At 69.1% G+C, this 22,516-nt stretch carries 20 protein-coding genes; 3 read left to right on the plus strand and 17 right to left on the minus strand.

Going from position 1 to position 22,516, the window contains the following annotated elements; genetic code table 11:
- Positions 1-174: 174 nt before the first annotated feature.
- From hrpB to AB0M14_RS08825, 8 genes are all read right to left on the minus strand, one after another.
- Entirely contained in the window at positions 175-2,640 is a 2,466-nt protein-coding gene (gene hrpB / locus AB0M14_RS08790; RefSeq protein ID WP_364990690.1) for an ATP-dependent helicase HrpB, read from the minus strand.
- Positions 2,641-2,720: 80 nt separating this feature from the next.
- Positions 2,721-4,286: an alpha/beta hydrolase gene (locus AB0M14_RS08795; protein ID WP_364990694.1), complete on the minus strand. Its 1,566-nt coding sequence runs from the start codon at positions 4,284-4,286 to the stop codon at positions 2,721-2,723.
- Positions 4,287-4,413: 127 nt separating this feature from the next.
- Positions 4,414-5,433, minus strand: coding sequence for an iron-siderophore ABC transporter substrate-binding protein (locus tag AB0M14_RS08800; RefSeq protein ID WP_364990697.1), 1,020 nt, complete (start codon positions 5,431-5,433; stop codon positions 4,414-4,416).
- 39 nt (positions 5,434-5,472) lie between these two features.
- Positions 5,473-6,285 carry an ABC transporter ATP-binding protein gene (locus AB0M14_RS08805; protein WP_364990699.1) on the minus strand — a complete coding sequence of 271 codons (813 nt, stop codon included), beginning with the start codon at positions 6,283-6,285 and terminating at the stop codon, positions 5,473-5,475.
- Positions 6,282-7,292, minus strand: a complete 1,011-nt coding sequence (locus tag AB0M14_RS08810; protein WP_364990702.1) for an iron ABC transporter permease — start codon at positions 7,290-7,292, stop codon at positions 6,282-6,284. The genes AB0M14_RS08805 and AB0M14_RS08810 overlap by 4 nt, the downstream gene beginning before the upstream one ends.
- A complete protein-coding gene (locus tag AB0M14_RS08815) occupies positions 7,289-8,305 on the minus strand; it encodes an iron ABC transporter permease (RefSeq protein WP_364990705.1) in 1,017 nt (338 codons plus the stop codon). The genes AB0M14_RS08810 and AB0M14_RS08815 overlap by 4 nt, the downstream gene beginning before the upstream one ends.
- Positions 8,306-8,321: 16 nt before the next feature.
- Entirely contained in the window at positions 8,322-9,080 is a 759-nt protein-coding gene (locus AB0M14_RS08820; RefSeq protein ID WP_364990708.1) for a (2Fe-2S)-binding protein, read from the minus strand.
- A 101-nt stretch (positions 9,081-9,181) separates the two neighbouring features.
- Positions 9,182-11,545: an MDR family MFS transporter gene (locus AB0M14_RS08825; RefSeq protein WP_364990711.1), complete on the minus strand. Its 2,364-nt coding sequence runs from the start codon at positions 11,543-11,545 to the stop codon at positions 9,182-9,184.
- Between the two features lie 170 nt (positions 11,546-11,715).
- On the opposite strand from AB0M14_RS08825, the gene AB0M14_RS08830 reads away from it, so the two are divergent.
- Entirely contained in the window at positions 11,716-13,023 is a 1,308-nt protein-coding gene (locus AB0M14_RS08830; RefSeq protein ID WP_364990715.1) for a phosphatase PAP2 family protein, read from the plus strand.
- A gap of 55 nt (positions 13,024-13,078) precedes the next feature.
- Positions 13,079-13,366 carry a hypothetical protein gene (locus AB0M14_RS08835; RefSeq protein WP_364990718.1) on the plus strand — a complete coding sequence of 96 codons (288 nt, stop codon included), beginning with the start codon at positions 13,079-13,081 and terminating at the stop codon, positions 13,364-13,366.
- 4 nt (positions 13,367-13,370) lie between these two features.
- Here AB0M14_RS08835 and AB0M14_RS08840 read toward each other — a convergent pair whose 3' ends face one another.
- On the minus strand, positions 13,371-13,640 hold the full coding sequence (locus AB0M14_RS08840; protein WP_364990721.1) for a DUF2277 domain-containing protein: 270 nt from the start codon (positions 13,638-13,640) through the stop codon (positions 13,371-13,373).
- Between the two features lie 343 nt (positions 13,641-13,983).
- Between AB0M14_RS08840 and AB0M14_RS08845 the strand changes: the two genes are divergently transcribed.
- Positions 13,984-14,616, plus strand: coding sequence for an NlpC/P60 family protein (locus tag AB0M14_RS08845; RefSeq protein WP_364990724.1), 633 nt, complete (start codon positions 13,984-13,986; stop codon positions 14,614-14,616).
- 3 nt (positions 14,617-14,619) lie between these two features.
- Here the strand turns inward: AB0M14_RS08845 and AB0M14_RS08850 are convergent, their stop codons facing one another.
- From AB0M14_RS08850 to AB0M14_RS08885, 8 genes are all read right to left on the minus strand, one after another.
- Positions 14,620-15,096 carry a lytic transglycosylase domain-containing protein gene (locus tag AB0M14_RS08850; protein WP_364990727.1) on the minus strand — a complete coding sequence of 159 codons (477 nt, stop codon included), beginning with the start codon at positions 15,094-15,096 and terminating at the stop codon, positions 14,620-14,622.
- Between the two features lie 49 nt (positions 15,097-15,145).
- A complete protein-coding gene (locus AB0M14_RS08855) occupies positions 15,146-15,367 on the minus strand; it encodes a hypothetical protein (RefSeq protein ID WP_364990730.1) in 222 nt (73 codons plus the stop codon).
- A 4-nt stretch (positions 15,368-15,371) separates the two neighbouring features.
- Positions 15,372-15,833 (minus strand): hypothetical protein, encoded by a 462-nt coding sequence (locus AB0M14_RS08860; protein ID WP_364990733.1) that lies wholly within the window; start codon positions 15,831-15,833, stop codon positions 15,372-15,374.
- 69 nt (positions 15,834-15,902) lie between these two features.
- Positions 15,903-16,514 (minus strand): Rv3235 family protein, encoded by a 612-nt coding sequence (locus AB0M14_RS08865; protein WP_364990735.1) that lies wholly within the window; start codon positions 16,512-16,514, stop codon positions 15,903-15,905.
- A gap of 272 nt (positions 16,515-16,786) precedes the next feature.
- The gene (locus AB0M14_RS08870; protein WP_364990738.1) at positions 16,787-17,488 is read right to left on the minus strand and encodes a Mut7-C RNAse domain-containing protein; all 702 of its coding nucleotides are present in this window, start codon (positions 17,486-17,488) and stop codon (positions 16,787-16,789) included.
- A gap of 73 nt (positions 17,489-17,561) precedes the next feature.
- A complete protein-coding gene (locus AB0M14_RS08875; protein ID WP_364990740.1) occupies positions 17,562-18,935 on the minus strand; it encodes an AIM24 family protein in 1,374 nt (457 codons plus the stop codon).
- A gap of 85 nt (positions 18,936-19,020) precedes the next feature.
- Positions 19,021-20,007 (minus strand): PHB depolymerase family esterase, encoded by a 987-nt coding sequence (locus tag AB0M14_RS08880; protein WP_364990743.1) that lies wholly within the window; start codon positions 20,005-20,007, stop codon positions 19,021-19,023.
- Entirely contained in the window at positions 20,004-22,514 is a 2,511-nt protein-coding gene (locus tag AB0M14_RS08885; protein WP_364990745.1) for an MFS transporter, read from the minus strand. The genes AB0M14_RS08880 and AB0M14_RS08885 overlap by 4 nt, the downstream gene beginning before the upstream one ends.
- Positions 22,515-22,516 lie beyond the last annotated feature (2 nt).

Raw genomic sequence — 22,516 nt, forward strand, 5'->3', positions numbered from 1 at the left:
TCACGCCGAGCTCGATCTTGTTCCGAAATCCCCGAAACGAACAACGCAAGACCGAAGCTTTCGGGGCAGATCGGCCCCCTATCAGACCACAGTCCGCATAGTCTTGGCGCGCCAGCTCTGTGATCTGCGACAACACCGCGCTTTGATAGCCAGATCATAGCCAGCGTGCGAGTGTCAGCCCTTGGACGCGTTGCGGGCGGTACCCCGATGCGCGGTGACGGTGGCGGGGTCCTCGGGCCAGGCGTGCTTGGGGTAGCGGCCCCGCAGATCGGCCCGGACCTGCGGCCATCCGGTGCGCCAGAAGGAGGCGAGATCGGCGGTCACCGCGGCCGGGCGCTGCGCCGGCGAGAGCAGATGCAGCACCACCGGCACCCGGCCGCCGGCCAGTCGCGGGGTGTCCGCCCAGCCGAAGATCTCCTGCACTTTGACCGCCAGCACCGGCGGATCGGCGGAATAATCGACCCGGATCCGGCTGCCGGAGGGGACCTCGAGGCGTTCCGGCGCGAGCTCGTCGAAGTGGGCGGCCTCCGGCCACGGCAGCAGCCGGCGCAGCGCCTGCCCCGCGTCGACGCGCGTCACATCGGCGCGGCGGCGGGCGGCGCCGAGTTCCGGGCCGAGCCAGCTGTCCAGGCCGGCGAGCAACGCGGCGTCGTCGACGGCGGGCCAGGGTGCGCCGAGCGTGCGGTGCAGGAAGTCCAGGCGTTGCCGCAGCGCGAGCGCGTCGGCGTCCCAGCGCGGCAGGTCGAGGGTGAAGCCCCGGCGCACGGCGGCGGCCAGCAGCGCCGGATCGGGGTCGCGTAAAGGCTTCTCCGACAACACGATCGCACCTAAGCGGGTCACCCGGCGGGCGACCACGTCACCGTCGATCCAGTCCACCTCGTCGTCGGCGCCGAGCAGATTCGGCGCGGCCCGGCGGGCCAGCTCCGCATCGGCGGTGGCGGCCAGGCGAATTCGGCCCTCGGAGCGACCGGGGTCCCGCGCCGCGCCCGCGATCGCGAGCCACTCCGAATCGGCCAGACCCGAACCCGGCGGCAAGGTCGCGGCGGTGCCGCCCGCCATCAGATAGCTCGTCGAGCCCGGAGCGCGGCGGCGGGCCAGGCGTTCCGGATAGGCAAGTGCCGCAACGTAAGCCGGATCGTCCTCGCCTGGTGCAGCGCCGGGCACCAGCCGGGAGATCCGCTCGACTTCCCGTTTCCAGCGCGCCGGCTGGTCGCGGCGCAGCGTGCGGATCGCCGCGACGAGATCGGTGGCGGGCGACAAGGTGTCGTCATCCAGCAGAACCACGACCTCGGCGGCCGCCCGCGCCCCCACCACCGGGGCACCGTCGAGCAGCGCCCGCGCCAGTCGTGGATGCAGCCCGAGCGCCGCCATCCGTCGGCCTCGATCCGTCACTCCCCCATCGGATTCCACCGCCCCCAGCGCGCTCAGCACCGCACGCCCGGCAGTCAGGCCGCCCACGGGCGGTGCGTCCCACCACGCCAGTCCCTGCCCGTCGGCCGTACCCCAGCACGCCAGCTCCAAGGCGAGCCTGGTCAGGTCGGCGGTGCGGATCTCCGGTTCCGGATAGGCGGGCAAGGTCCCATGCTCGTGCTCGGGCCAGCACCGCCAGGCCTTTCCCGGCGCCTCCCGCCCGGCGCGACCGGCGCGCTGCTCGGCCACCGCCGCCGACACCCGGACCGTCGCCAGTCCGGACAAGCCGCGCCGGTGATCGATGCGCGGCACCCGCGCCACCCCCGAGTCGACCACCGCCCGCACGCCGGGCACCGTCAAGCTGGATTCGGCGACCGCCGTGGCCAGAACGACGCGGCGGCGCGCACCAGGGCGCATCGCGGTGTCCTGATGCGCGGCGGACAGGCGGCCGTGCAGCGGGACGACATCGACATCCGCCACACCCGACAGCAGGTCAGCGGTACGGCGGATCTCCGCGGCCCCCGGGAGGAAAACCAGGATGTCACCGTCGGTTTCGGCGAGTGCGGTGCGCGTCGCGCGCGCCACCTGCGCCTCGATCCGCTCCCGCGGTAGTGGCGGCACATAGGCGAACTCGACGGGGAACGCTCGACCGTGCACCTCGAGCACGGGAGCGGCCCGACCTGGTTGCGGGTTGTCGTCAGGAGCCGGACCGCGCCCCAGCAGGGCGGCCAGCCGGTCGGCGGCGACGGTGGCCGAAGTGGCGAGCACCCGCAGATCCGGGCGCAGACCCGCACGCGCGTCGAGCAACAGGGCAAGCAGCAGATCGGCATCGAGATGGCGCTCGTGGCATTCGTCGAGCACCACCACGTCCACGCCGGACAGCTCCGGATCGCTCTGCAACCGACGGACCAGCAGCCCCGAGGTGACGACCTCGATCCGCGTCTTCGGCCCTACCCGCCGATCGCCGCGCACCGAGTAACCCACGCTCCCGCCGACCTGCTCCCCCAGCAATGCCGCCATCCGAGCGGCCGCCGCACGGGCAGCCAGCCTGCGCGGCTCCGCGACCACGATCCGGCCGCCGGTCGACGCCGCCAACGCCAGCGGCACCAACGTGGTTTTCCCGGTGCCGGGCGGCGCGACCAGCACAGCGGTACCCGCGGCGGCCAGCGTCTCGGTGATCCGAGACAGATGCGGCCGAACGGGTAGGTCGGGAAGCTCGGGCAGATTCATTGCCGATCAGTCTGCCGCGCCCGGACAGCCCGCGTTCACTGGCCTGGCTGTGGTCCGCGTGATCTGCACCGCCACACGGCTCAGTCGAACGGTGATCGGTCGATGCCGCAGCGGGTGCCGTCCGGGGGTAGCTCGCCGGTGAACAGGTACTCGCGTTTGATTCGTTCGGCGCAGGAGCTCGGCACGTACATACTGCTGTGGCCCGCGCCTTCGATCACCACCACGCGCGCCTGGGCCAGCTGGTCGGCGCCGGAGTAGGCGCCGTGCAAGGGGGTGGCGGGGTCGAATCGGCTGTTGAGCACCAGGATTGGTGCGGCAGTGCGGCGGTTCCACGGGCCGGTGTAGCGGTCGGCGTCGCGGGCCTGCCAGAAAGCGCAAGTGGCGCTGCCGAATACCGGGATGCGACCGAAGTAGGGGACGCGCAGATCTTCTGAAGCCGCTGCGCGGGTGTAGATCTCCGGGTCGGTGGGGACGGTGCTGTCGGCGCACTGGATCGCATGGAAGGCCTGGGTGCGGTTGCCGGTGTAGGACGCGGCTTTGGCGATCGGCAGCAGGCCGGGCAGCGTGGTTCCGGCGTCGAACAGCTTCTGTAGCAGGCTCGCCAACTCCGGATAGGTGGCGGACTGCGAAAGTTCCGCTGCCGCATTGATGATCGCCGAATAGGTCCAGGCTTGGCCGTCCAGCCGGATCGGCGAGAGCCGGGCCCGCTCGGCCAGCGCGATCCACTTCAGCTTCGGCTCACCAGCGGCGAACGCGCAGCGTGGGCCGGCCGCCGAGCACTGCCGCAGGAACTCCTCGAAGGTGTCCGAGATACCTTGGGCCACATCCTGTCTGGTGTCGAGCGGGACGACTGTGCCCTGGCCCGCGTGCCCGTTGACATTGCCCTCGAAATCCATCGACCCGTCGAAGGCCAGGGCCCGCACCCGGCTCGGGAACATGTTCGCGTAGACCGCGCCGACCTGGGTGCCGTAGGAGATGCCGTGATAGGTCAGTTTCGGGTCGCCCACCGCGCGGCGCAGCAGTTCCAGGTCGCGGGCGGTGTTGGCGGTGGAGGCGTGGTCCAGGATCGGTCCGGCCTGCTGCTTGCAGCGCTCGCCGAATTCCCGGGACCAGTGGTAGTAGGCGGTCTCGTCACCGGAGGCCGTGGGCATTTCGGGTACCGACCCGAGGAAGGTCAATTGCTGCTCGACACTGGAGAAGCACCGTGCCGCCGAACTGCGCGCCACCGAGCGCGGGTCCCACGACACCAGATCGAACCGCGCGCGTAGCTCCTCGGAGAACAGCCACGGCCACTGCGCCCGCTCGCGCAACCGATCCACGCCGGACGGGCCGGGGCCGCCGAAGTTCACGAACAGCGTGCCGATGCGCCGCCCCGGATCGGCGGCGGGCAGCTTGATCACGGCCAGGTCGATCTGCGGTCCGTTGGGCTGGTTGTAGTCCAACGGGACCGGCGCCGAGGCGCATTCGAACCCGTCCTGGCACGCCGACCAGTCCAATACCGGGGTGTAGGCCGCGGAGGCCAGCGGATCTACATAGGAGTCAGCGGCGTCGTTCGCCGCGGCCGGAACCGGCAGGCCGAGCACGCCGACCGCGAGCACCAGTGCCGAAGCGGCGCGCCGGACCCCTCGAAACCTGTTGGGTCCCAAACGCGCATCCAAACCAACGCCTCCTGCACAGAGCTACGAACCGGCTGATAGTGCCATACCGCGCTCGCCCCTGCCATAAACGGAGACCTTGCCCACAGCCGGTCCGCGGCGCACGATCCGGACGCGCCTACTTGGCGGGCACCTCGACTCCCGTCGCCGCCGCGATATCGGCGAACATCCCCTCGGCCGCCTGCACGCCGATGCCCGACATCCAGATCTCGTCGTCGACCTCGATGGCCTTCCCGTTGCGCACCGCGCGCAGATCACGCCAGATCGGACCGGCGGTGACCGACTTCTTCTCGGTCTTGTCCGGATCGTCGATGGTGGCGATGAAGATCAACTCGGCGTCGGCCAGATCGATCTGCTCCGCGCTGATCTCCTTCATGATCTTCGCGTCCGGGCCGTCGGCGATCTGGGACTGCGGACGCGCCAGGCCGATATCGCCCAGCACCACACCGCTGTAGGAGTTGCTCATGTACAGCCGGGTGGGTCCGGCCAGGAAGCGGATCACCGAAACCGCCGGCAGCGCACCGTTGTTCTTGGCCTTGATCGCGGCGCCCAGCGCCCGGGCCCGATCCTCGTAGTTCCGCAACGCCGTGGCGGCCTGCTCGTCCAGCCCCAGCGCCTTGCCGTGCACCAGCAGGTTGGCTTTCCAAGGGCCGCCGGTGGTTTCGGTGAACACCGTCGGCGCGATGCCGCTGAGCTTGTCGTAGATCTTGTCGTGGCGCACCTTCGAGGACAGGATCAGATCCGGCTTCAGCGCGGCGACGCGTTCCAGGTTCGGTTCCAGCAGCGGACCGACATCGGTCACCCCGTCGGCCTTGTCGCCGAGATACGCCGGGAAGCCGCCGCGAGTCTTGGTGTGCGGCACCACCGCACCGACCGGCTTGATGCCGAGCAGGGTGACCGAGTCGAGTTCAGCGGTGTCGAGCACCACCACGCGCTTGGGCGCCTTGGGAATCGTCACCTGCCCCTTCACGGTGTCCAGGGTGCGCGGGAACGCACCCTGCGCGACCGTGGGAGCTCCGGAATCGGTTGTGGTGGAACTGCTTCCGCACGCGGTCAGGACCGACAGGCCGAGCCCGGCCGCGACCAGCGCGACGCCGAGGCGGCCGAATCCGGGCAGGCGAAATCGTCGGGTGGACATGATTCGTCCTCATTTCTGGTTGGGGTTCGGACCAGCCGCTCAGGCGCGAGCGGTGGCGTGCCGGGCGGCTCTGCTACGCGGAACGACCAGCGGGGTCCCGGTTTCCGGGTCGGGTATCACCAGGGCGTCGACGCCGAAGACGGTGCGCACCAGGTCCGCGTCGAGCACCTTCGCCGGTGGCCCGGCCGCGGCCAGGCGGCCGTCGTGCAGCACCACCAGATGGTCGGCGTAGCGGGCGGCCTGGCCGAGGTCGTGCAGCACCATGACCACGGTGCGCCCGGCCTCGGCATGCAGATCGGCGACCAGGTCGAGCACATCGAGCTGATGGCGCAGGTCCAGGAAGGTGGTCGGCTCGTCGAGCAGCAGCACCTCGGTGTCCTGCGCCAAAGCCAGGGCGATCCAGGCTCTTTGCCGCTGGCCCCCGGACAGCTGATCCACTTGCTGATCGCGCAGTTCGGCGGTGCCGGTGCGGCGCAGCGCGTCTTCGACCGCGGCCTGGTCGGCGGCCGACCACGGGCGCAGCAACCGCTGATGTGGATACCGGCCGAGCCGCACCAATGCCTCGACGGTGATCGCCTCCGGCGTGATCGGCTGTTGCGGCAGCAGGCCCAGCCGCAACGCCAGCGCCCGCGCGGACATGCGATGAATGTCGGCGCCGTCCAGGGTGACCGTCCCGCCCGCGGGCCGGAGCAACCGGGTCAGCCCGCGCAGCAAGGTGGACTTCCCGCACGCGTTCGGGCCGACGATCGCGGTCACCGCGTCGCCGGGCAGCGCCAGGTCCAGGCCGTCGATCACGGTGCGATCGCCGTAGCGCAGGCCGAGCTCGCGCGCGGCCAATTCGTTGGTACTCAAGCGGTTCTCCGATTGACCGGGCTGCTCTCCCGCAGCATCAAGTACAACAACCACGGTGCGCCGATGGTGGCGGTCAGCACGCCGACCGGCAGCCCCTCGACCGGCAGCAGATGCTGCACCACCTGATCGCAGCCGACCAGCAGCACCGCACCCGCCAGGCCGGTGACCGCGAGGGTGGCCGCGGTGGGCGGTCCGACCAGCAGCCGCACCAGCTGCGGCACGGCCAGTGCCACAAAGGCGATCGGCCCGGTGAGCGCCGCCGCCAAAGCCGCCAGCGCGACCGTCGTCACCAGCAGTTGCAGCCGCGCCGAGGACACCGAGACGCCGAGCGTGCCCGCCGATTCGTCGCCCAGATCCAGCACGGCCAGCTTCCGGTACTGCAGGAACAGCAAGCCCAGCACCAGCATCGAGGCCACGGCGGCGCCCTGCACCTCGGGCCAGGTGCGCCCGTAGAGCGAACCCGCGGTCCACTGCTCGGCCGCACCCGCCAGCTCCCGGGGGAACCGCACCACGATCAAGTTGACGGCGGCCGCCAGACCCGCCTGCACGGCCAAACCCACCAGCACCAGCCGGGTCACCGGGAACCCGGCGCGCCAGCCGATCGCCGCGAGCAGCAGCACGGCGAGGAATCCGCCGCCCAACGCGCCGACCGGGATCAGCGCCTGACTCGCCCCGGCGGCGAGCACCAGCACCGCGCCCAGCGACGCGCCCCCGGTCACGCCCATCACATCCGGCGAGGCCAGCGGATTGCGGAAAAGTCGTTGCAGCACCGCGCCCGACGCCGCCAGGCCCGCACCGGCGAGCACGCCCGCGATCAGCCGGGGCGCCCGGAATTCCTGGACGATGTACACCTCACCGGCGTCTCCGCTGCCGAACGCCGCGCGCAGCGCGGTGGCCGCCGACATCTGGACTTCGCCGACGGTGAGCGCGACCGTCGCGAGTACGCCAAGTGCGACCGCGCACAGAATTCCGACCAGCAGTGTCCGCCTTGCCCTTACCTCGTTCATCGGATCTCCCGGCGGCGAGCGAGCAGCGCCAGCAGCGGCGCGCCGAGGAACGCGCTGATGATGCCGACCTCCAGCTCCGCGGGCCGGACGAGCAGGCGGCCCGCGATATCGGCGCCGAGCAGCAGCAGCGGCCCGGCGATCAGGCAGCCCGCCAGGATTCGGCGCTGATCGTTGCCCAGCACCAGCCGCACCAGGTGCGGCGCGGCCAGGCCGATGAACGCGATCGGCCCGGCCACCGCGACGGCCGAACCGGCCAGCAAGACCACCGACACCATGCCCGCCAAGCGAATCCGGGCCACCGGCAGGCCGAGCGCCACTGCCGCCTCGTCGCCGAGGGCGAGCGTATTGAGCGCGGGCGCGATCGCCAGCCCAGCCACCGCGCCGAGGGCGAACATGGGCAGCATCGGCGTCAGCACCGTGAGATCGCGGCCGGCGATCGACCCGGCCATCCAGAACCGGGCCTCGTCGAGCGTGCGCTCGCTGAACAGCAGCACCGCCGAGGTCCAGGAGACCAGCACCAGGTGCAGCACCGTGCCGCCCAGGACCAGCCGGGTCGGATCCAGGTCGCCGGCCCGGCGACCGAGCGTCAGCGTGAACAACGCGGCGCCGGCGGCCCCGGCGAAGGCGAACCCCACGAATTGGACCGGGTGCGCGAGGTGCAACGCGTAGATCGCCACGACCACCGCGAAACTCGCGCCCGCGTTGATCCCCATCGTGGTCGGCGCGGCCAGCGGATTGCGCGTCACACCCTGCAGCACCGCTCCGGCCAGCCCGAGGGCCGCGCCGACCACGAGACCGACGATGGTGCGCGGCAACCGCATGCCGGTGACGGCCATCGCGTCGCGGCCCTGCGCGTCGCCCAGCAGTGCGTCGACCACGGTGCCCAGCGGCACCGAGCGCGCGCCGAAAGCCAGGCTCAGCAGACAGACCAGCAGCAACGCAGCAAACGCCATCAGCAGCACCGGTATTCGGTACCGCATCGAGGGCCCGCGGGCCGTGTCTACCGATGCCATGGAGCGGAAGTATAGGTTAGGCATGCCTAATTTGCGCAAGGCGGGGACAGGTAGCGCAGAGCTCGTCCGGCCGGACCGTATAGAAAAGACAGCAGGTCGTTTGCGTCCGGGGCGAGTCTGGTCCGAGCCGGAATCCCGCGCCACCCAGATAGGGCGGAGTCGCACCGGGCAGCAGCGCGTTGGCAGCCAAGGCGGCGGCCATCGGCTGTTCCAGAGCGGTACCGAGATGCCAGATCCCGTTCGCCAGCTGATCGGTGGCGAACCCCCACATCGTCCGCGGCCTGCGGCGCAGGACCGGACCGAAAGCCTCCAGCACCGGAGCGAGGTGCGCGGCGACGGCGTCACGCAACTCGGCGCGCAGCGCCGTCTCGTCCGCGACAGTACGGACCCCGGCCTGCCCCTCGAGGGAATCGCCTGGCAGACAGCTGATTTCGGCTACCTCGACGACCAGTTCCCGGTCCTGCCAGGCGTAGGCGACACGATCCAGCGCCACTCGCGGCACACGCCGTTCCAGAAACCACGGCGCACTCATCGCCAGACACGCGGTGAAGGCGTACCGGCGCAGCACCCAGGTGGCGGCGACATCCCGCCGCGGCGTCGTTCCGTACGCCTCGACGGCGCGCGCCTCCTCGGCTTCGATCAGACGCTCGATAACCGCGAAATCCGTTGCGAGCGAGACGCCGTGGATCCACCGGCCCGCCTCCGCCCGGCCGACAGCGACGCGCACTACCGGAAGGAGTTCTCCCAGTCGACGATAGGCATCGGTGAGCGGCACGAGTGGTTCCCATCTTCCGATCGAGTCCGTCACCCGCGATGCTAAGGTAAGCCTTACCTATTCCGCAATTTCAGGGACCGATCAGTTCTGATCACCGCGGGTTACCGAAAACTGCTGCCGTGCAGGGTTTCAGCGAGGTGCTCGGGAGGGCCAGCCGACACGGATGGGCGGCGGGTCAGCAAGACCGCGGCGATCCCGCCGAGCAGCACGAACCCCAGGGTCGCCAGGCTCACCGTCCACACCGCCGCGTCGATGGCATCCGAGCGGCCCATCCCGGAGTTCATCGCCTGGGCGAAAACGGTAGCCGCCACCAGGGTTCCGATCAGCGTGCCGATTTGCCGGGCGGTGAGGTGAATGCCGGCACCCACGCCCGCCCAGGGGATGGGCAGGAAACGAGTCGCGGTCGCGGCCAGTGGCGCCCAGGTGCAGGCCATCGCGAGCCCGGCCAGCACGCTCATTGCCAGCAGCGCGAGAAGGGGTGCGCCGGAGCTCATCAGCGCCGCGAACCCGAGGACGGCCGCACCGAAGGACGCGAACCCGATCGCGGGAATCAACGCGGGATGAGTCCGGTCGGCGAGCAAGCCGGCGAGCGGCGCGCACACGGCGGCGATGACCGCCCCCGGCACCAGGACGAAGGCCGTCTTGAACGGTGAGAAGCCGTGCACTATCGGGAGATGGAAGCTCAACAGCACCATCGTCGAGCCGAGCACGGCGCAGGCCGACGCAGCCGCCACAGTCGACAGCACCACAGTGCGGTCCCGCAGCATGCCCGCCGGAACCAGCCGATCGGCGCCGGGACGCGTCTGACTGAGCACGAACAGTCCGAAGACCACGACACCTGCCGCCAGCACGCCGATCCAGACCGGCTCCGCGATCCGGTCGGTGGTACCCATAGCGATACCCGTGGTCACCAGCAGCACCGCGACTCCGGCCAGCAGGAGGCCGATCGGGTCGGGTCGAAGCCGTTGCCCCGGCAGCCGCGGCAGCAGCAGGGCAGCCAGCACCAGGGCGAGCAGGCCGATCGGGATGTCGATCAGGAAGATACAGCGCCAGCCCAACCGCTCGACCACCATCGCGCCCACCGCCGGACCGAGCAGACTCCCCAGTCCCCCGGCGCCCACCCACAAACCCAGCGCCGCGCCCCGGCGGTCCGGCGTGAAGACCCGGATGATCACCGCCAGCGTCTGCGGCAACATCAGCCCAGCGGCCAGTCCCTGGGCGAGGTGAGCCAGGGCCAGCATCCAGATACTGGCGGACACGACTCCCACGGCCGACGCCAGAATCAGGACAACGAGTCCGGCGAGATAGATGTTCTTGGGGCCGAATCGATCACCGAGCCGGCCGGCCACCAACAGCGGCGTGGTGAGCGCCACCGCGGCGCCGGCACTCAACCAGCTCATCATGGCGCTGGTCGCCGCCAGGTCGCGCATGATCATCGGGTACGCCGTGGTGAAGCTGCTCGCACTCAGTCCGATCAAGAAGAACCCGGCCACCAGAGCACACACCGCACCCCAGGGATTCGGCCCGCCCGCGTAGGCGGGAACGGGCGGCGGCGAGTAACCGCCGGTGTACAGCGTGGCGGGACCGGAGCCGGGCGAGCGGTGGTTCTGCATGGTCGGCACCGCCGCGCCGACCGGACGCGCCAGCGCCGCTGTCGCGGCCGCGGCGAACTCCCCTGCGCTGGCGAATCTTTCGGCGGGATTCTTGGCCATCGCGCGGGCGATGACCGCGTTCAATCCCGGCGGTACGTCGGTCCGCGTGATCAGCGGCACCGGCTTGATCAGATGCCCGGTCACCACCTGCCCCGGGTCGGTGCCCGGGAACGGCGCTTGCCCAGTGAGCAGGGCGTACAAGGTACAGGCGAGGGAATACTGATCCGAGCGCGCATCGACCCGGTCACCGGAAAGCTGCTCGGGCGCACCGTAAGCCAACGTCGCGATGAAGGTTCCGGTGGAGGTGAGCTGGGTGTCGGAGCCCAGCAGGCGACCGATGCCGAAGTCGGTGAGCACCGCGCGTTCCACCCGGCCGGCCTCGGCTGTCGTCAGCAGAATATTGGCGGGCTTCACATCCCGGTGCAGGACGCCCTGACTGTGCGCGTAGTCGAGGGCCGCCGCGACCTCTCCGACGATCCGTATCGCCCGCTCCACGGACAGCGCCCCCGGCTCCAGGCGGGACGCGTCGGTGCCCTGGATGTATTGCATCGCCAGCCACGGCTGCCCGTCCTGGATGCCCCGGTCTTGCACCGCGACGATGCCCGGATGATCCAGGCGCGCGACGAGGGTGGCCTCGCGTTCGAATCGGGCTCGGAGCTCCGGGTCCGCGGCGACGTCCTGGTTCAGCAGTTTCAGCGCCACCGAACGAGGTAGTCGCGGATGCTGTGCCAGGTACACGGTGCCCATCCCGCCCCGGCCGAGCACACCTTCGATGACATATCCGGCGAATATCCCACCGACAGCAGCCTCCACCAGATTCTCCCTCCCGAAATTCCGCCGTTCACAGCGCGGATCTGATCGCGTCGTACCCTACCGGCGGACGCGGCCGCGCACAGCGCACCGGGAAGCTGCCCGGGTCCGTCCAGGCTTCGGCCGTTAACCACGAATTAGTGCCGTATTCCCATCGTGTTTACGATGTCCGAATGCTCATTCTCGACCCGCACGAACGTTCGACCCCCGCTGCCGGGATAGTTCGGCGGGAAGGGCATTTTCGTCCGATCACGATCTGGGGTGGTATCGCCGCCGCGGTGGTCGTGCTGGTCGCCGGGCAGGCGATGGCGGCGCACATCAACGCGCTCGGTCCGCTGACCAGCCTGGTGCGGGACTATGTCGGCATCCCGAAGTCGGCGAGCACCTCGTGGGCGGGGTTCCTGCTCGCGCTGGTCGGCGTCACCAACCGGGTGCGGGTGACCGCGCTGGCGTCGGCGGTCGCGCTCGATCTGGTCTTCGTGGCGATCCGGGCGATCGAGGGCGCGAAGTTCACCGTCGGCAACGGCCCGACCATCGTGCTGACCGTGCTGGCGATTCTGGCCGCCGTGCGCTGGCACGGCGCCCAGCGCGAGACCGCGCTGCGCACCATCGCGCTCGGCGCGCTGCTGATCCTCGCGACGAAGGTCGGCGAGATCTGGCTGGACATCACGGCCTGGGCCCGGCCCATGGTGCTCGATCCCTATGTTCAGGTGGCGGATCGGGCGCTGGGCAATCCATCCTGGCTGGCCGGGCAGGTGCTGGAGGCGGCGCCGTGGTTCGAGAGCCTGGTGCGCTGGGTGTATTTCGAGCTGCCGGTGGCGGCGATCGTGGTCGCCGTCTGGCAGTTGCGCGGGGTCACCGCGGGTCGATGGCCGCGGCATCACCTGGTGCGCACATTCCTGACGATCGGCCTGGTCGGGCCGCTGTTCTATGTGCTGTTCCCCGTCGTCGGACCGATCCTGGCCTTCGGATCCTGGGGCCACGGCATGGAACTCGCGAATGTCTGGCCGGATACCGTTCCGCCCGTGCCCGCCACGCTGTCGGCGATGCCGTTCGACGGGATCACGCCGCGCAACTGCATGCCGTCGCTGCACACCGCGTGGGCGCTGTCGCTGTTCATCCACTCCCGGCGCGGTCCGGCCTGGTTGCGCTGGGGCGGGGTGTTCTGGCTGGTCTGCACGCTCATCGCCACCCTGGGCCTGGGCGCGCACTACGGCGTGGATCTCATTGTGGGCGCGGCCTTGTGCCTGACCATCGAATCCGTCCTGCGCGATCCGGAGCGCGGCTGGGACGGCGCGCGCGTGCGGGTGGTGGCGCTGGGCGCCGCGACGTTCACGGCGGTGCTGCTCGCCGTCCGCTATCTGCCGATGACCATGGCGAACCATCCGATCCCGGCCGGAGTCGCGATGCTCGGACTGTTCGCGATCCTGGCGATCACCTTCTACCGCACCTGGTTCGCACCCACTCGTATTGCCTCGTAACGAATTCTCCTTTTGCAAACCTCGGGTTTGCTGGATACCCCACTTTCCTGCATCGATGGCGAACTTGCCGCAATACCAACGTGTTAGCAATATTCTGATTCACATGGTGCGCACGGCATTAGCCGGAGCCGACCCGGACGAACCTGAACGTCCCGTGTCGGCGCCCCGGCCGGACCACCTATCGGTGGTCACAGAAACGCCAGAACCCGACGAGTATCAGGTGCAGGTACCCAGCGAGCCGGTGCTGACGGCCGCCGATATCGCACGACTACCAGCGGCCGCACGACACCGAATAGCGGCCTATGTGCATACCCAGCTGGCCGATCTCGAAGAGATGGCCTGACACCTCAGCCGTGCGCGTGGATACGCGCCTGGACCTCCGGGCGACGCAGCGGCGGGACCGTCTTCGGCGGTACCCTGCGATCCGGCAGCTGCGCCAGTAGCCGAGCCGTTGCCGCAGCAATCTCCGCGACCGCCTCCTCTACTGCTGGCTTAGTTGCTGCAGAAATGCTGGAGAGGCCACCGACCTTGCGCACATATTGCAGGGCCGCTGCCTGAATTTCCTCGGGAGTTGCCGCAGGCTCGAGCCCGCGCAACGCGGTGATGTTTCGGCACATATCCCGAGGCTACGAGCCGGCACCGACATGTGCGGCTTATAGGGCAGATTGTCCGGATTGGCAATCACCCAGCGCCCTGCGGCGAGTCCACTTCGCAATGATCAATTTATCGGCTGCTACCTGGCGTTATACGATTCTGAAACGACTCCGGTTTGAATCCCGTTACCGAATCGTAGTAATCTCGAAGCAATCTTGCGATCAAGCAAGTCACCCGCCCTGCCCGGCACTGAATACCGGGCCAGGACCACGGCGCCGACCGATCTCCGGTCCGATACGGCAGCCGTTCGCGCGTTCCGAGCGCAGGCCGGCGGGTGCACGACGAGTACGGAGATTGCTGAAACTCATGGCCAAACATCATGTCCGCGGCTCCCGGCTGCGCGGATCCGCTCGTATCGCCGTCATCGCGGGCGCCATCGTCGGCTCCGCCGCGCTCCCCGCCGTTCCGGCGCTCGCCCAGACCATCCAGGTCCCCGGCGTCGGCGCCGTCGAGATCCCCGACGTGCCGCAGCCCATCAAGGACCAGATCGCCGCGCCGCAGACGCAGGATCTGCTGAACCAGGTGCCGCAGCCCTACCAGGACCAGGCTCGCGATCTGGCGAACCAGATCGCCCCGCCGCCCTCGGCCGCCATCGGCCTGCGCGCGCTCCAGGCCGCCGAATCCCAGATCGGCACCCCCTATGTGTGGGGCGGCAGCCAGCCCGGCGGTTTCGACTGCTCCGGCCTGTTGCAGTGGTCCTACGAGCAGGAAGGCGTCGACCTGCCGCGCACCAGCGAACAGCAGCAGAACGTCGGCACGCCCGTCGCCCTGGAAGACGCCCAGCCCGGCGACCTCGTGATCTACAACGGCGGCTCGCACGCGGCCATCTACGCCGGCGGCGGCCAGGTCGTGCACGCCCCGGCCTCCGGCCAGGACGTCACCTACGCCCCGGTCGACCAGATGCCGATCGACAGCATCCGCCGTCCGGTCGAGGCCTGATCGTCAGTACCAGTGATTGGCCTGCCAGAAGGCCCAGGCGCCGTCCGGCCCGCCGTAGCGCTTGTTCATGTAGTCGTAGGTCCAGCGGATCTGGGTGACCGGATTGACCATCCAGTCCAGGCCGTGGGTGAACATCTTCTCCGGCGGCAGAGCCTGGCCGAGGCCGTAGGCGCCGCTGCTGGGATTGCGCGCCAGATGGTTCCAGCCGCTCTCGCGGGTGATGACCATGTCGAAGGCGGGGAACTGATGGACGGGCACGATCGACAGGGCGATCAGCCGGTTCGTCGCGCGGACCAGGGCCATCGTCATGCCGGCCTGCCGGACGGCGGCGGCGCACTCCGGGGTGTCGCAGTGCGGAATCTGAGCGGCGGCGTATTCCGCGGCAGTCGGGCCGCCCCGCCCGGGCTCGGCGGCCGAGGGGGCCGCGCTCAGCACCACTGCGCTGAAGGCAGCAATCGTCGGTAAAACAATCCGGAACATAGGATTTGCTCCTTCCGCATCCATCATGCGAATTTGAGCAAACCATTAGTTAACCAGCTGGCGGGGTTGCCACGCCGGACTGCCCGCGCTGGGCGCGCCACGCTCGTTCGGACAGCGCCTGCTTGGTCCACATCCACAGCGTCTCGTAGTGCACCCCGACCATCGGGCCGATCGCGCGCGCCGCGGCATAGGCCGAGCCGTGCGCCTCGACATGCTCGAGCGCCAAGCGCACGGCCTCCGCGCGCACCTGCGGCGAGTAGCGCTTCGGCATCCGTTCACCGCCCCGGCAATGGAATTGTGCTGGCGCACACCGTATCTCGTAGCTCATGCGGGACCGCGCCGACCGGAATGTCGTACCAGAGATCCATCTCGAGCCGGTTACCCGCGCCGATCTGGAGCTCGAACAGTTGCCGTTCGACCCGCATCGGATCGATGCCGAGCCGATGGCCTGCCGCCGCGGTATCGACCAGCTGATAATCCTCCGAACGAGTGTCGTGCACCCGGCTGCCGGTATTGCCGATCGCGATCCGCACCCGTACGAACTGCCCCTTCGGCAGCAACTCGGCGTGGGTGCCGAAGAGGTTGGCGACTCCCGGCTGCACCTCGAGCGCGGTGACCGTCAGCTCGGTGCAATCCTCGGGGGTGCGCGCGAACGCGGTTGTCGTGGGAGCCGGCGCCGGCGCCGGATCGCCGGGGCTTCCGCAAGCCACGAGCGGCAACGCCAGCAACACAATCATCCCGCGCACCTCATCAAGAGTAGGCGCGTCCTGGCAGGCAGAGCACTGAATTCCGTTGTCTCGCATGCCCTATACCCCCAATAACCGGAAGGCCGCCAGCTGCCAGCCGATCCCGCGCACCCACCGTGCCCGCGCCGCGATGGCGAGCGTGCGCTGCCCGCGCACATACCGCGCGCAGATCTCGGCGTTCTCGGCGTCGACCATGACCACGTCGACATTGCCCAGCACGGCCGCGCCGAGCTCCCGGCTCGGCGCCGAATCGCAGGCCAGCACGGTCCGCAACGCCTCCAGCACTTGTGTACTCACCATGCCCCGGAGCTGAGCCACCGGCCGACGATGATCCAGCACCTCCAACGCCGCCCGTAACACTCGATCAGCGAACTTCCTTGCGGTGGAACGCGCCTCCCCCACCACCGGCGACGGCTCCCTCGCCGCCAATCTGCGCATCCGCGGCGAAAGGGCGCGGCGATCGACCGAGCACGGCGCCTCCCGCACCACCGGCGGATCCACCCAGGCAGGCTCCACCTCCACCCGGCGCCGCGGCCCGCACCCGCAGCTCCGCAGGGGCGGCTCATAATTCGGAGCCGGCCGCACATACCTACGAGCTTCACTCACGCCATCTCCCCATCCTCGAGCCCGGCCCCGAAACCGAGCACCAACACCACGGGAACTCATACCCATTCCGCATGAGTTGCCCCCTACTCGTCCGCGACCCCGGCTCCGTTACACAAACTTCCGAGCCCGGAAGATCGCCGGGCGTGTCGAGGTTCTGCCTACGTAAGGTGTTATCCGGACCTGCACTACCTGCTCCCAGCCGAGAAGCGCCTGCTCGACGCCAGATCTCCTTCGAGTTCGGGTCCTACTTCGTCGTCCATGCGCCCCGGCCGTATGAGCTCACGAGCACAGGACACTTCCTGGCACTCTGCGTGTCGGGTGAGACGGGTGTAGTCAGTTCAGGGGGTTTGGGCCACCTGGGCTAGGGCGTGGGTGACGATGGCGTCGAGGCGGGGGTGGTGGGCGCCCTTCCAGTAGGTTTGGCCGCAGTCGGTGCATTCGGCGAAAGTGGTTGCGGAGGGGGAGGTTTCGGGGGCGGCGTGGGGGGCGGGGCGGAGCAGGCCGTTGCAGGTGGTGCAGCGGGTCCAGGGGGAGAGGGGTGGGGCGAAGCGGGTGAGGACGTCGTCGAGTTGTTCGGGTGGGCGGTGGCTGTAGATGTAGGCGCCCGCGAAGATTTCGCGGCGGCGGAGCAGGCCGCGGTCGCGGGAGAGCAGGATGCGGTGTTCGGCGGCGGAGCGCGTGGCGAGGGCGGCGTCGCCGATGTCCGGGTTCTCGTAGGCGGCGTCCAGGCCGAGCAGGCGCAGGCGGCGGGCCAGGGTGCCCAGGTGGATGTCGAGCAGGAAACGTAAAGGCTCGGGCTGAGGTTGGGGGCGTGGGAACGCGCGGACCTCGATGGATTCGCCGGCGGCGGGGACATGTGCGGGCGGGACGGGGCGACCGTCGATCAGGAGTTCGCCCACCTCGGTCAAGGGGACGCCCAGGGACTCCACCACATGGCCGAGGGTCGAGGTCCCATCGGTTCGCACCGGCGCGCCGCCGTTGCGCAAGGCCGACCCGACGAAGACGTGCAGCTCCGGCGCGAACCGAATGGTGATCCCCACGTCCCTCATACCCCCAGCGCTCATCTCGCCAGCATGCCAGCGGGAACGGCGTGGCAGCCAGCCTATTTCGACGTCAGCTGAACAATCCGCCGAGCGCGCCGCCGGATTGACCGGCCTGCTGTCCACCACCGGTGCCGCCGAGCAAGCCGCCGGGCGGCAACTCCGACGGCTGCACGATGACAAAACCGCGTCCGGAGAACGACAGCGTCAAACCCTCGCCGGTGCTGCGGCCGATCAGGCGGCTCAGCCCGAAGGAATCGTTGCGTTTGATGCCGGTGTTCAGGCTGGAGGACCAGGCGACGGCGGCCTGCGGATCGGCGAAGGTGGGCTGGTCGACCTGCAACACCACCGGCGAACCGTGCGTGGTGATGGCGATCCGCCCGCGGCCGGTGAAGACACAGTTGAAAAGGCCCGCGTTGCTGGCGATTCCGGCGGCGCCGGAGACCATCTTCACGTCGTAGCGCAGGCTGGAGTCGAAGGCGAGCACGTTGGAGCCGTTGATGGTGAGCCCGTCGGTGCCGTCCAGGTCGACGGTGTGCACGTCGGCGGCGGCGTTGGCCAGGAACAGGTCGCCGCGGCCGGTGACCTTCATCAGCGGCACGCCCTCACCGGTGAGGCGCTGCTGGATGGCGCGGCCGATGCCGCCCGAGCCGAGCGCCTTGAATTGCAGGTCGCCCTGGTAGGCGACCATCGAGCCGGTGCGCGCCATCACCTCGCCGGAGACGGCGACCTTGATCATCTTGCCGCCCTGCTTCTGGATGCCGGGGCCGGTGGCTTCGGCGAAACTCGGGTTGAACAGATCGCTCTGCATCGGCAGTGCTCCTTGCTGGAATTGCGGCGGGGCCGAGTAGGCGGGTTGCGGCGGCTGGTAGGCGGGTGCGGGCGGCGGTTGATACGCCGGTGCGGGCGGCGGCTGGTAGGCCGGAGGCGGCGGTTGCTGCGCGGCAGGCGCGGGTTCGTCGTCGATATTGACGCCGAATGCCGTTGCGATGCCGGCCAATCCGTTGTCGTACCCCTGCCCGACCGCGCGCACCTTCCACGCCCCGCCGCGCCGGTAGATCTCGACGCACACCACGGCCGTCTCGGTGCTGAGGCCCGTCATCGGGAACGTCAGTGTGCCGGCGGGTGATCCGATGGTCGCCAGCAGCGAGCCCGCGCTGGCGAAGGTGCCGGGCCGGTCCAGGCTCGCGGTGACCACGACCTTGTCGACATCGCCGGGCAGCGCGGAGGTCTGCACCTCGACCACGTCGGGCCCGCCCGCACCGTGCCGGTAGGTGACGCCCGGTCCGACCGGCTGGTTGAAGAACACGAAATCGGAGTCGGAGCGCACCTTGCCGTTCGCACCGAGCAGCAGCGCGGAGACATCGACGGGATCGGTGCAGGCAACAGTGACCGTCAGCCGGTCGCCGGGTGCGGGCCGGTTCTCACCGCGAGCCAGCGCGGTCACCGGTTCGCTCCGCTGTCTTCAGCCACTCCATGGAGTTTGCGAAACACCCCATCGAGTTTGCCGTGCGCCCGGCCGGAGTGCCAGTTCACCTGGTGTGCGTCTTGAAAAATTCCCACATCAGATCGGTGGCGCTGATCCCGGCGTTGCTGTCGACCATCGCCGCGGGCCCGCCGCCAGGCCAGGCGTGGCTCATCTCCGGCAGCCGGTAGACCTGAAGATCGCTGCCGTCACCGCATTTCCCGGCAGTCAGCGTGATGCCCTTGGGCAAGGTCTGCGCCACCGGCTGGCTCGCGCACCCAAGGCGCTGCCCCCAGGTGTCGATGCCCTGACCCAGCTGCGCGGCAACCCGGTCCTCGCCGCCGAGGAAGGTGATCACCGAGACCGGCGTCTTCGGTTTGTAGGCCGCGTCCCGGAGTGCGGTGTCGCCGATGAATCCGCCGCTCACCGGCGCGATGGCCGCGAAAATGCCCTCGGTTTCCACGGCGAGTTTGAACGACATGTCCGCGCCGTTCGAAATACCGGTGGCGTAAACACGTTTCGGATCGGCTTTCCACAGGTCGGTCATCCGGTCGACGACCTCCTCGATGAACCCGACGTCGTCTTCGGAGCCGCAGCACACCAGGGCGTTGTAGGCGTCACCGAGGCCCTGCGGATAGACGACGAGGAAATTCTCCTTATCGGCTTTCGCGTTCATGCCGGAGGTCCGGGCGATGGCGGCGGAAGTTCCAGGGCGGAAGTGCATTACGACGACCAGCGGCAGCATGTCCTTGCCGTTGTAGCCCGGCGGCGCGTGCACCGTATAGGCCCTGGTTTCACCGCCGTGTTCGAAGGTGATGGTCTGGTCACCCGGTCCGGGTTTGTCTGCGGGTGGCGCTTCGCCGGAATCACCACAGGCCACCGCCACGGCAGCGGTCAGAGCGATCGCGATGGCACCAATACTGCGTAGCCACGACATCGCCCCACTATGGCACGGCCGAGCCGCTGGTAGAGCCGAATTCATTGCGCCACAATGGCGTCCACGCGCCATTGCCGCCGATGCGTCAGTCCGGATCGACGGCCGGGCGGCGGTCACCCGTTGACGTCGGCGCGATCGAGCAGTTCGTCATCGATCTCGCGGCCGTAGCCCAGCCGCACATCGTGCTCGACTTCCCCGCCGGACACGGAGACGCGGCTGGTGACCGGTGGATATCCGCGTGCCACCACGGTGTATTCGCCTTCGGGCAGATCCGGGACAACGTACTGTCCCTCGTCGTCGGTGCGCACCGTCGCGGTCAGATCGCCCGCCACATCCAGCACCATGATCTGCACGTCCGGCACGGCTCGCCCATCGGCGATCGCGATCCCGGCGAGCACCGCCATCGGGTCCATATCGATGTCGTGCCGCAGCAAACCGGTGTGCGGCACGGTGAGCGCGGCCGCGTACGGACGCATGTGCTCGGCGATCACGACCAGGGTGTAGCTGCCGGAAACCACGTCGTGGCAGACGAAATGACCGTCCTCGGTGCTGATGGCGGCCCCGACCACCTCGCCGTGCCGGTCGGTGAGGGTGACGGTCGCGCCGTCGAGGGGATTGCCGCTGATGGCCGAGCGGACCACGCCCGATACCTCGCTCGAGCCCATGAGGGTGAGATCCAGCTGCTGCGGCCAGGGGCCGGCGACCACGCTGATGGCGGTCGGCTGATGCCCGGCCGCGGAAACGATGAGCACATAGGTGCCGGGCTCGGGGGCGTAGATGGCGTAGTCGCCGTATCCGTCGCCGGTAGCGCGGGTGACTTGATGTCCGCGCTTGTCGATCAGGGTGAGGGCGGCATCGGGGACCGGTCTGCCGTCTTCGTGGTGGATGCGGCCGGTGAGCGACGGATGCCCTTGCTCGAGTTCGGCCACGTCCGCCTCGTCCTCGTCCGCTACGTCGTCGACCTGCACCGGCGCGGTGACCTCGAGCATCGGCTCGGGCTCGGACAACAGCGCCTGGGCCGCACCGTCCCAGTCGTGCTCGTCGTCGAGTCTGGACTCCCGCACGGCCTCCGACGCGATCAGCAGATCGATCGGATCATCTTGCAGCGGAAGCTCTCTCATGAGCAGCAAGATCAGGCCGGCGGCCAGGGCCACGCCCGCCGCGGTGTAGAACACGCCGTTCATGGCATCGGTGAAGCCGACCAGGACCGGGGTTCTCAGCTCCTCGGGCATGGCGGCGATGCCGCTGGCGTCGCTGGTGATGCCGCCGAGCTGGGTGGCGTCGAAGCCTGCGGGCAGCTGCCCGCCGAACGCGTCGATGATCTTGTGCGGCAACAGGTTGAACAGAATCGTCAGGAATATCGCGACGCCGAGCGTGCCGCCCATCTGCCGGAAGAAGGTCGCCGCGGCGGTGGAGACGCCCATGTCCTGGCGCGGCCCGGCGTTCTGCGCGGCGATGATCAGCGTCTGCATGCAGAAGCCGAGCCCGGCGCCGATCACGCCGCCGCAGACCAGCGGCTGCCACAGCGGGCTGTCGAATTTCACCTGGGCGTGCAGCACCGCGCCGATCGCGATGAGGAAACAACCCCCCACGGGCAGCATCTTGTACCTGCCGGTGCGCTGGGTGACCATCCCGGAGACCTGCGCGCCGATCATGATGCCGACCACCAGCGGCAGCATCAGCAAACCCGACTTCGTCGGCGAATATCCCCGCACCACTTGGAAATACAGCGGCACCAGCACGATGGCGCCGAACATCGCGACGCCGACGATGAAGCCACCCAGAATGGACACGCTGAAAGTGGAATTGTCGAACAGCCGCATCGGAATGAGCGCGGCGTCCTTCATCAGCAATTCCACGATGATGAACAGCAGAATGCCCGAGGCCGCCACGCCATAACAGATGAGCGCCCGCTCGGATTCCCAGCCCCACACCCGGCCCTGCTCGGCGATGATCAGCAGCGGCACCACGCCGACGGTCAGCATCACCGCGCCGAGCCAGTCGATCCGCTGTTTCTGCCGCTGATGCGGGACATTCAGGAATTTCGCGACCACCACGAAAGCGAGCAGGCCGATCGGCACGTTGACCAGGAACACCCAGCGCCAGCCGTCCAGCCGCGCGAGCTCGTCGTAGCCGGAGAAGAAGCCGCCCAGCACCGGCCCCAGCACCGTCGACGAGCCGAAGACCACCATGAAATAGCCCTGGTAGCGCACTCTTTCGCGAGCCGGGACGATATCGCTGAGGATGGTGAACGCCAGCGACATCAGGCCGCCCGCGCCCAGGCCCTGGAAGGCGCGGTAGGCCGCGAGCTCGTACATGGAGGTGGCGAAGGTGCAGGCGATCGAGCCGGCGACGAACAAGCCAATCGCGATGAGGTAGCACGGTTTCCGGCCGTAGATGTCGGCGAGCTTGCCGTACAGCGGCGTGCTGACCGTCGCGGTGATCAGGTAAGCCGTTGTGGCCCAGGCCTGTTCATCGAATCCGTGCAGGTCGTTGGCGATCGGCACGATCGCCACGCTGACGATGTTCTGGTCCAGGGCGGCCAGGAAGATACCCAGCAACAAACCGGACAGGATGGTCAGGATCTGCCGGTGCGACAGCGAGGTGGTTGTCGAGTTCGTCATGT

The organism is Nocardia sp. NPDC051832 (assembly GCF_040681285.1).
GTDB lineage: Bacteria > Actinomycetota > Actinomycetes > Mycobacteriales > Mycobacteriaceae > Nocardia.

What these genes read in the sequence shown, in the direction of transcription:
- hrpB (WP_364990690.1), bottom strand. Translation starts at nt 2,640, where the DNA reads ATGAATCTGCCCGAGCTTCCCGACCTACCCGTTCGGCCGCATCTGTCT.
- AB0M14_RS08800 (WP_364990697.1), bottom strand. Translation starts at nt 5,433, where the DNA reads ATGTCCACCCGACGATTTCGCCTGCCCGGATTCGGCCGCCTCGGCGTC.
- AB0M14_RS08810 (WP_364990702.1), bottom strand. Translation starts at nt 7,292, where the DNA reads ATGAACGAGGTAAGGGCAAGGCGGACACTGCTGGTCGGAATTCTGTGC.
- AB0M14_RS08815 (WP_364990705.1), bottom strand. Translation starts at nt 8,305, where the DNA reads ATGGCATCGGTAGACACGGCCCGCGGGCCCTCGATGCGGTACCGAATA.
- AB0M14_RS08830 (WP_364990715.1), top strand. Translation starts at nt 11,716, where the DNA reads ATGCTCATTCTCGACCCGCACGAACGTTCGACCCCCGCTGCCGGGATA.
- AB0M14_RS08835 (WP_364990718.1), top strand. Translation starts at nt 13,079, where the DNA reads ATGGCGAACTTGCCGCAATACCAACGTGTTAGCAATATTCTGATTCAC.
- AB0M14_RS08840 (WP_364990721.1), bottom strand. Translation starts at nt 13,640, where the DNA reads ATGTGCCGAAACATCACCGCGTTGCGCGGGCTCGAGCCTGCGGCAACT.
- AB0M14_RS08845 (WP_364990724.1), top strand. Translation starts at nt 13,984, where the DNA reads ATGGCCAAACATCATGTCCGCGGCTCCCGGCTGCGCGGATCCGCTCGT.
- AB0M14_RS08850 (WP_364990727.1), bottom strand. Translation starts at nt 15,096, where the DNA reads ATGTTCCGGATTGTTTTACCGACGATTGCTGCCTTCAGCGCAGTGGTG.
- AB0M14_RS08855 (WP_364990730.1), bottom strand. Translation starts at nt 15,367, where the DNA reads ATGCCGAAGCGCTACTCGCCGCAGGTGCGCGCGGAGGCCGTGCGCTTG.
- AB0M14_RS08860 (WP_364990733.1), bottom strand. Translation starts at nt 15,833, where the DNA reads ATGATTGTGTTGCTGGCGTTGCCGCTCGTGGCTTGCGGAAGCCCCGGC.
- AB0M14_RS08865 (WP_364990735.1), bottom strand. Translation starts at nt 16,514, where the DNA reads ATGGGTATGAGTTCCCGTGGTGTTGGTGCTCGGTTTCGGGGCCGGGCT.
- AB0M14_RS08885 (WP_364990745.1), bottom strand. Translation starts at nt 22,514, where the DNA reads ATGACGAACTCGACAACCACCTCGCTGTCGCACCGGCAGATCCTGACC.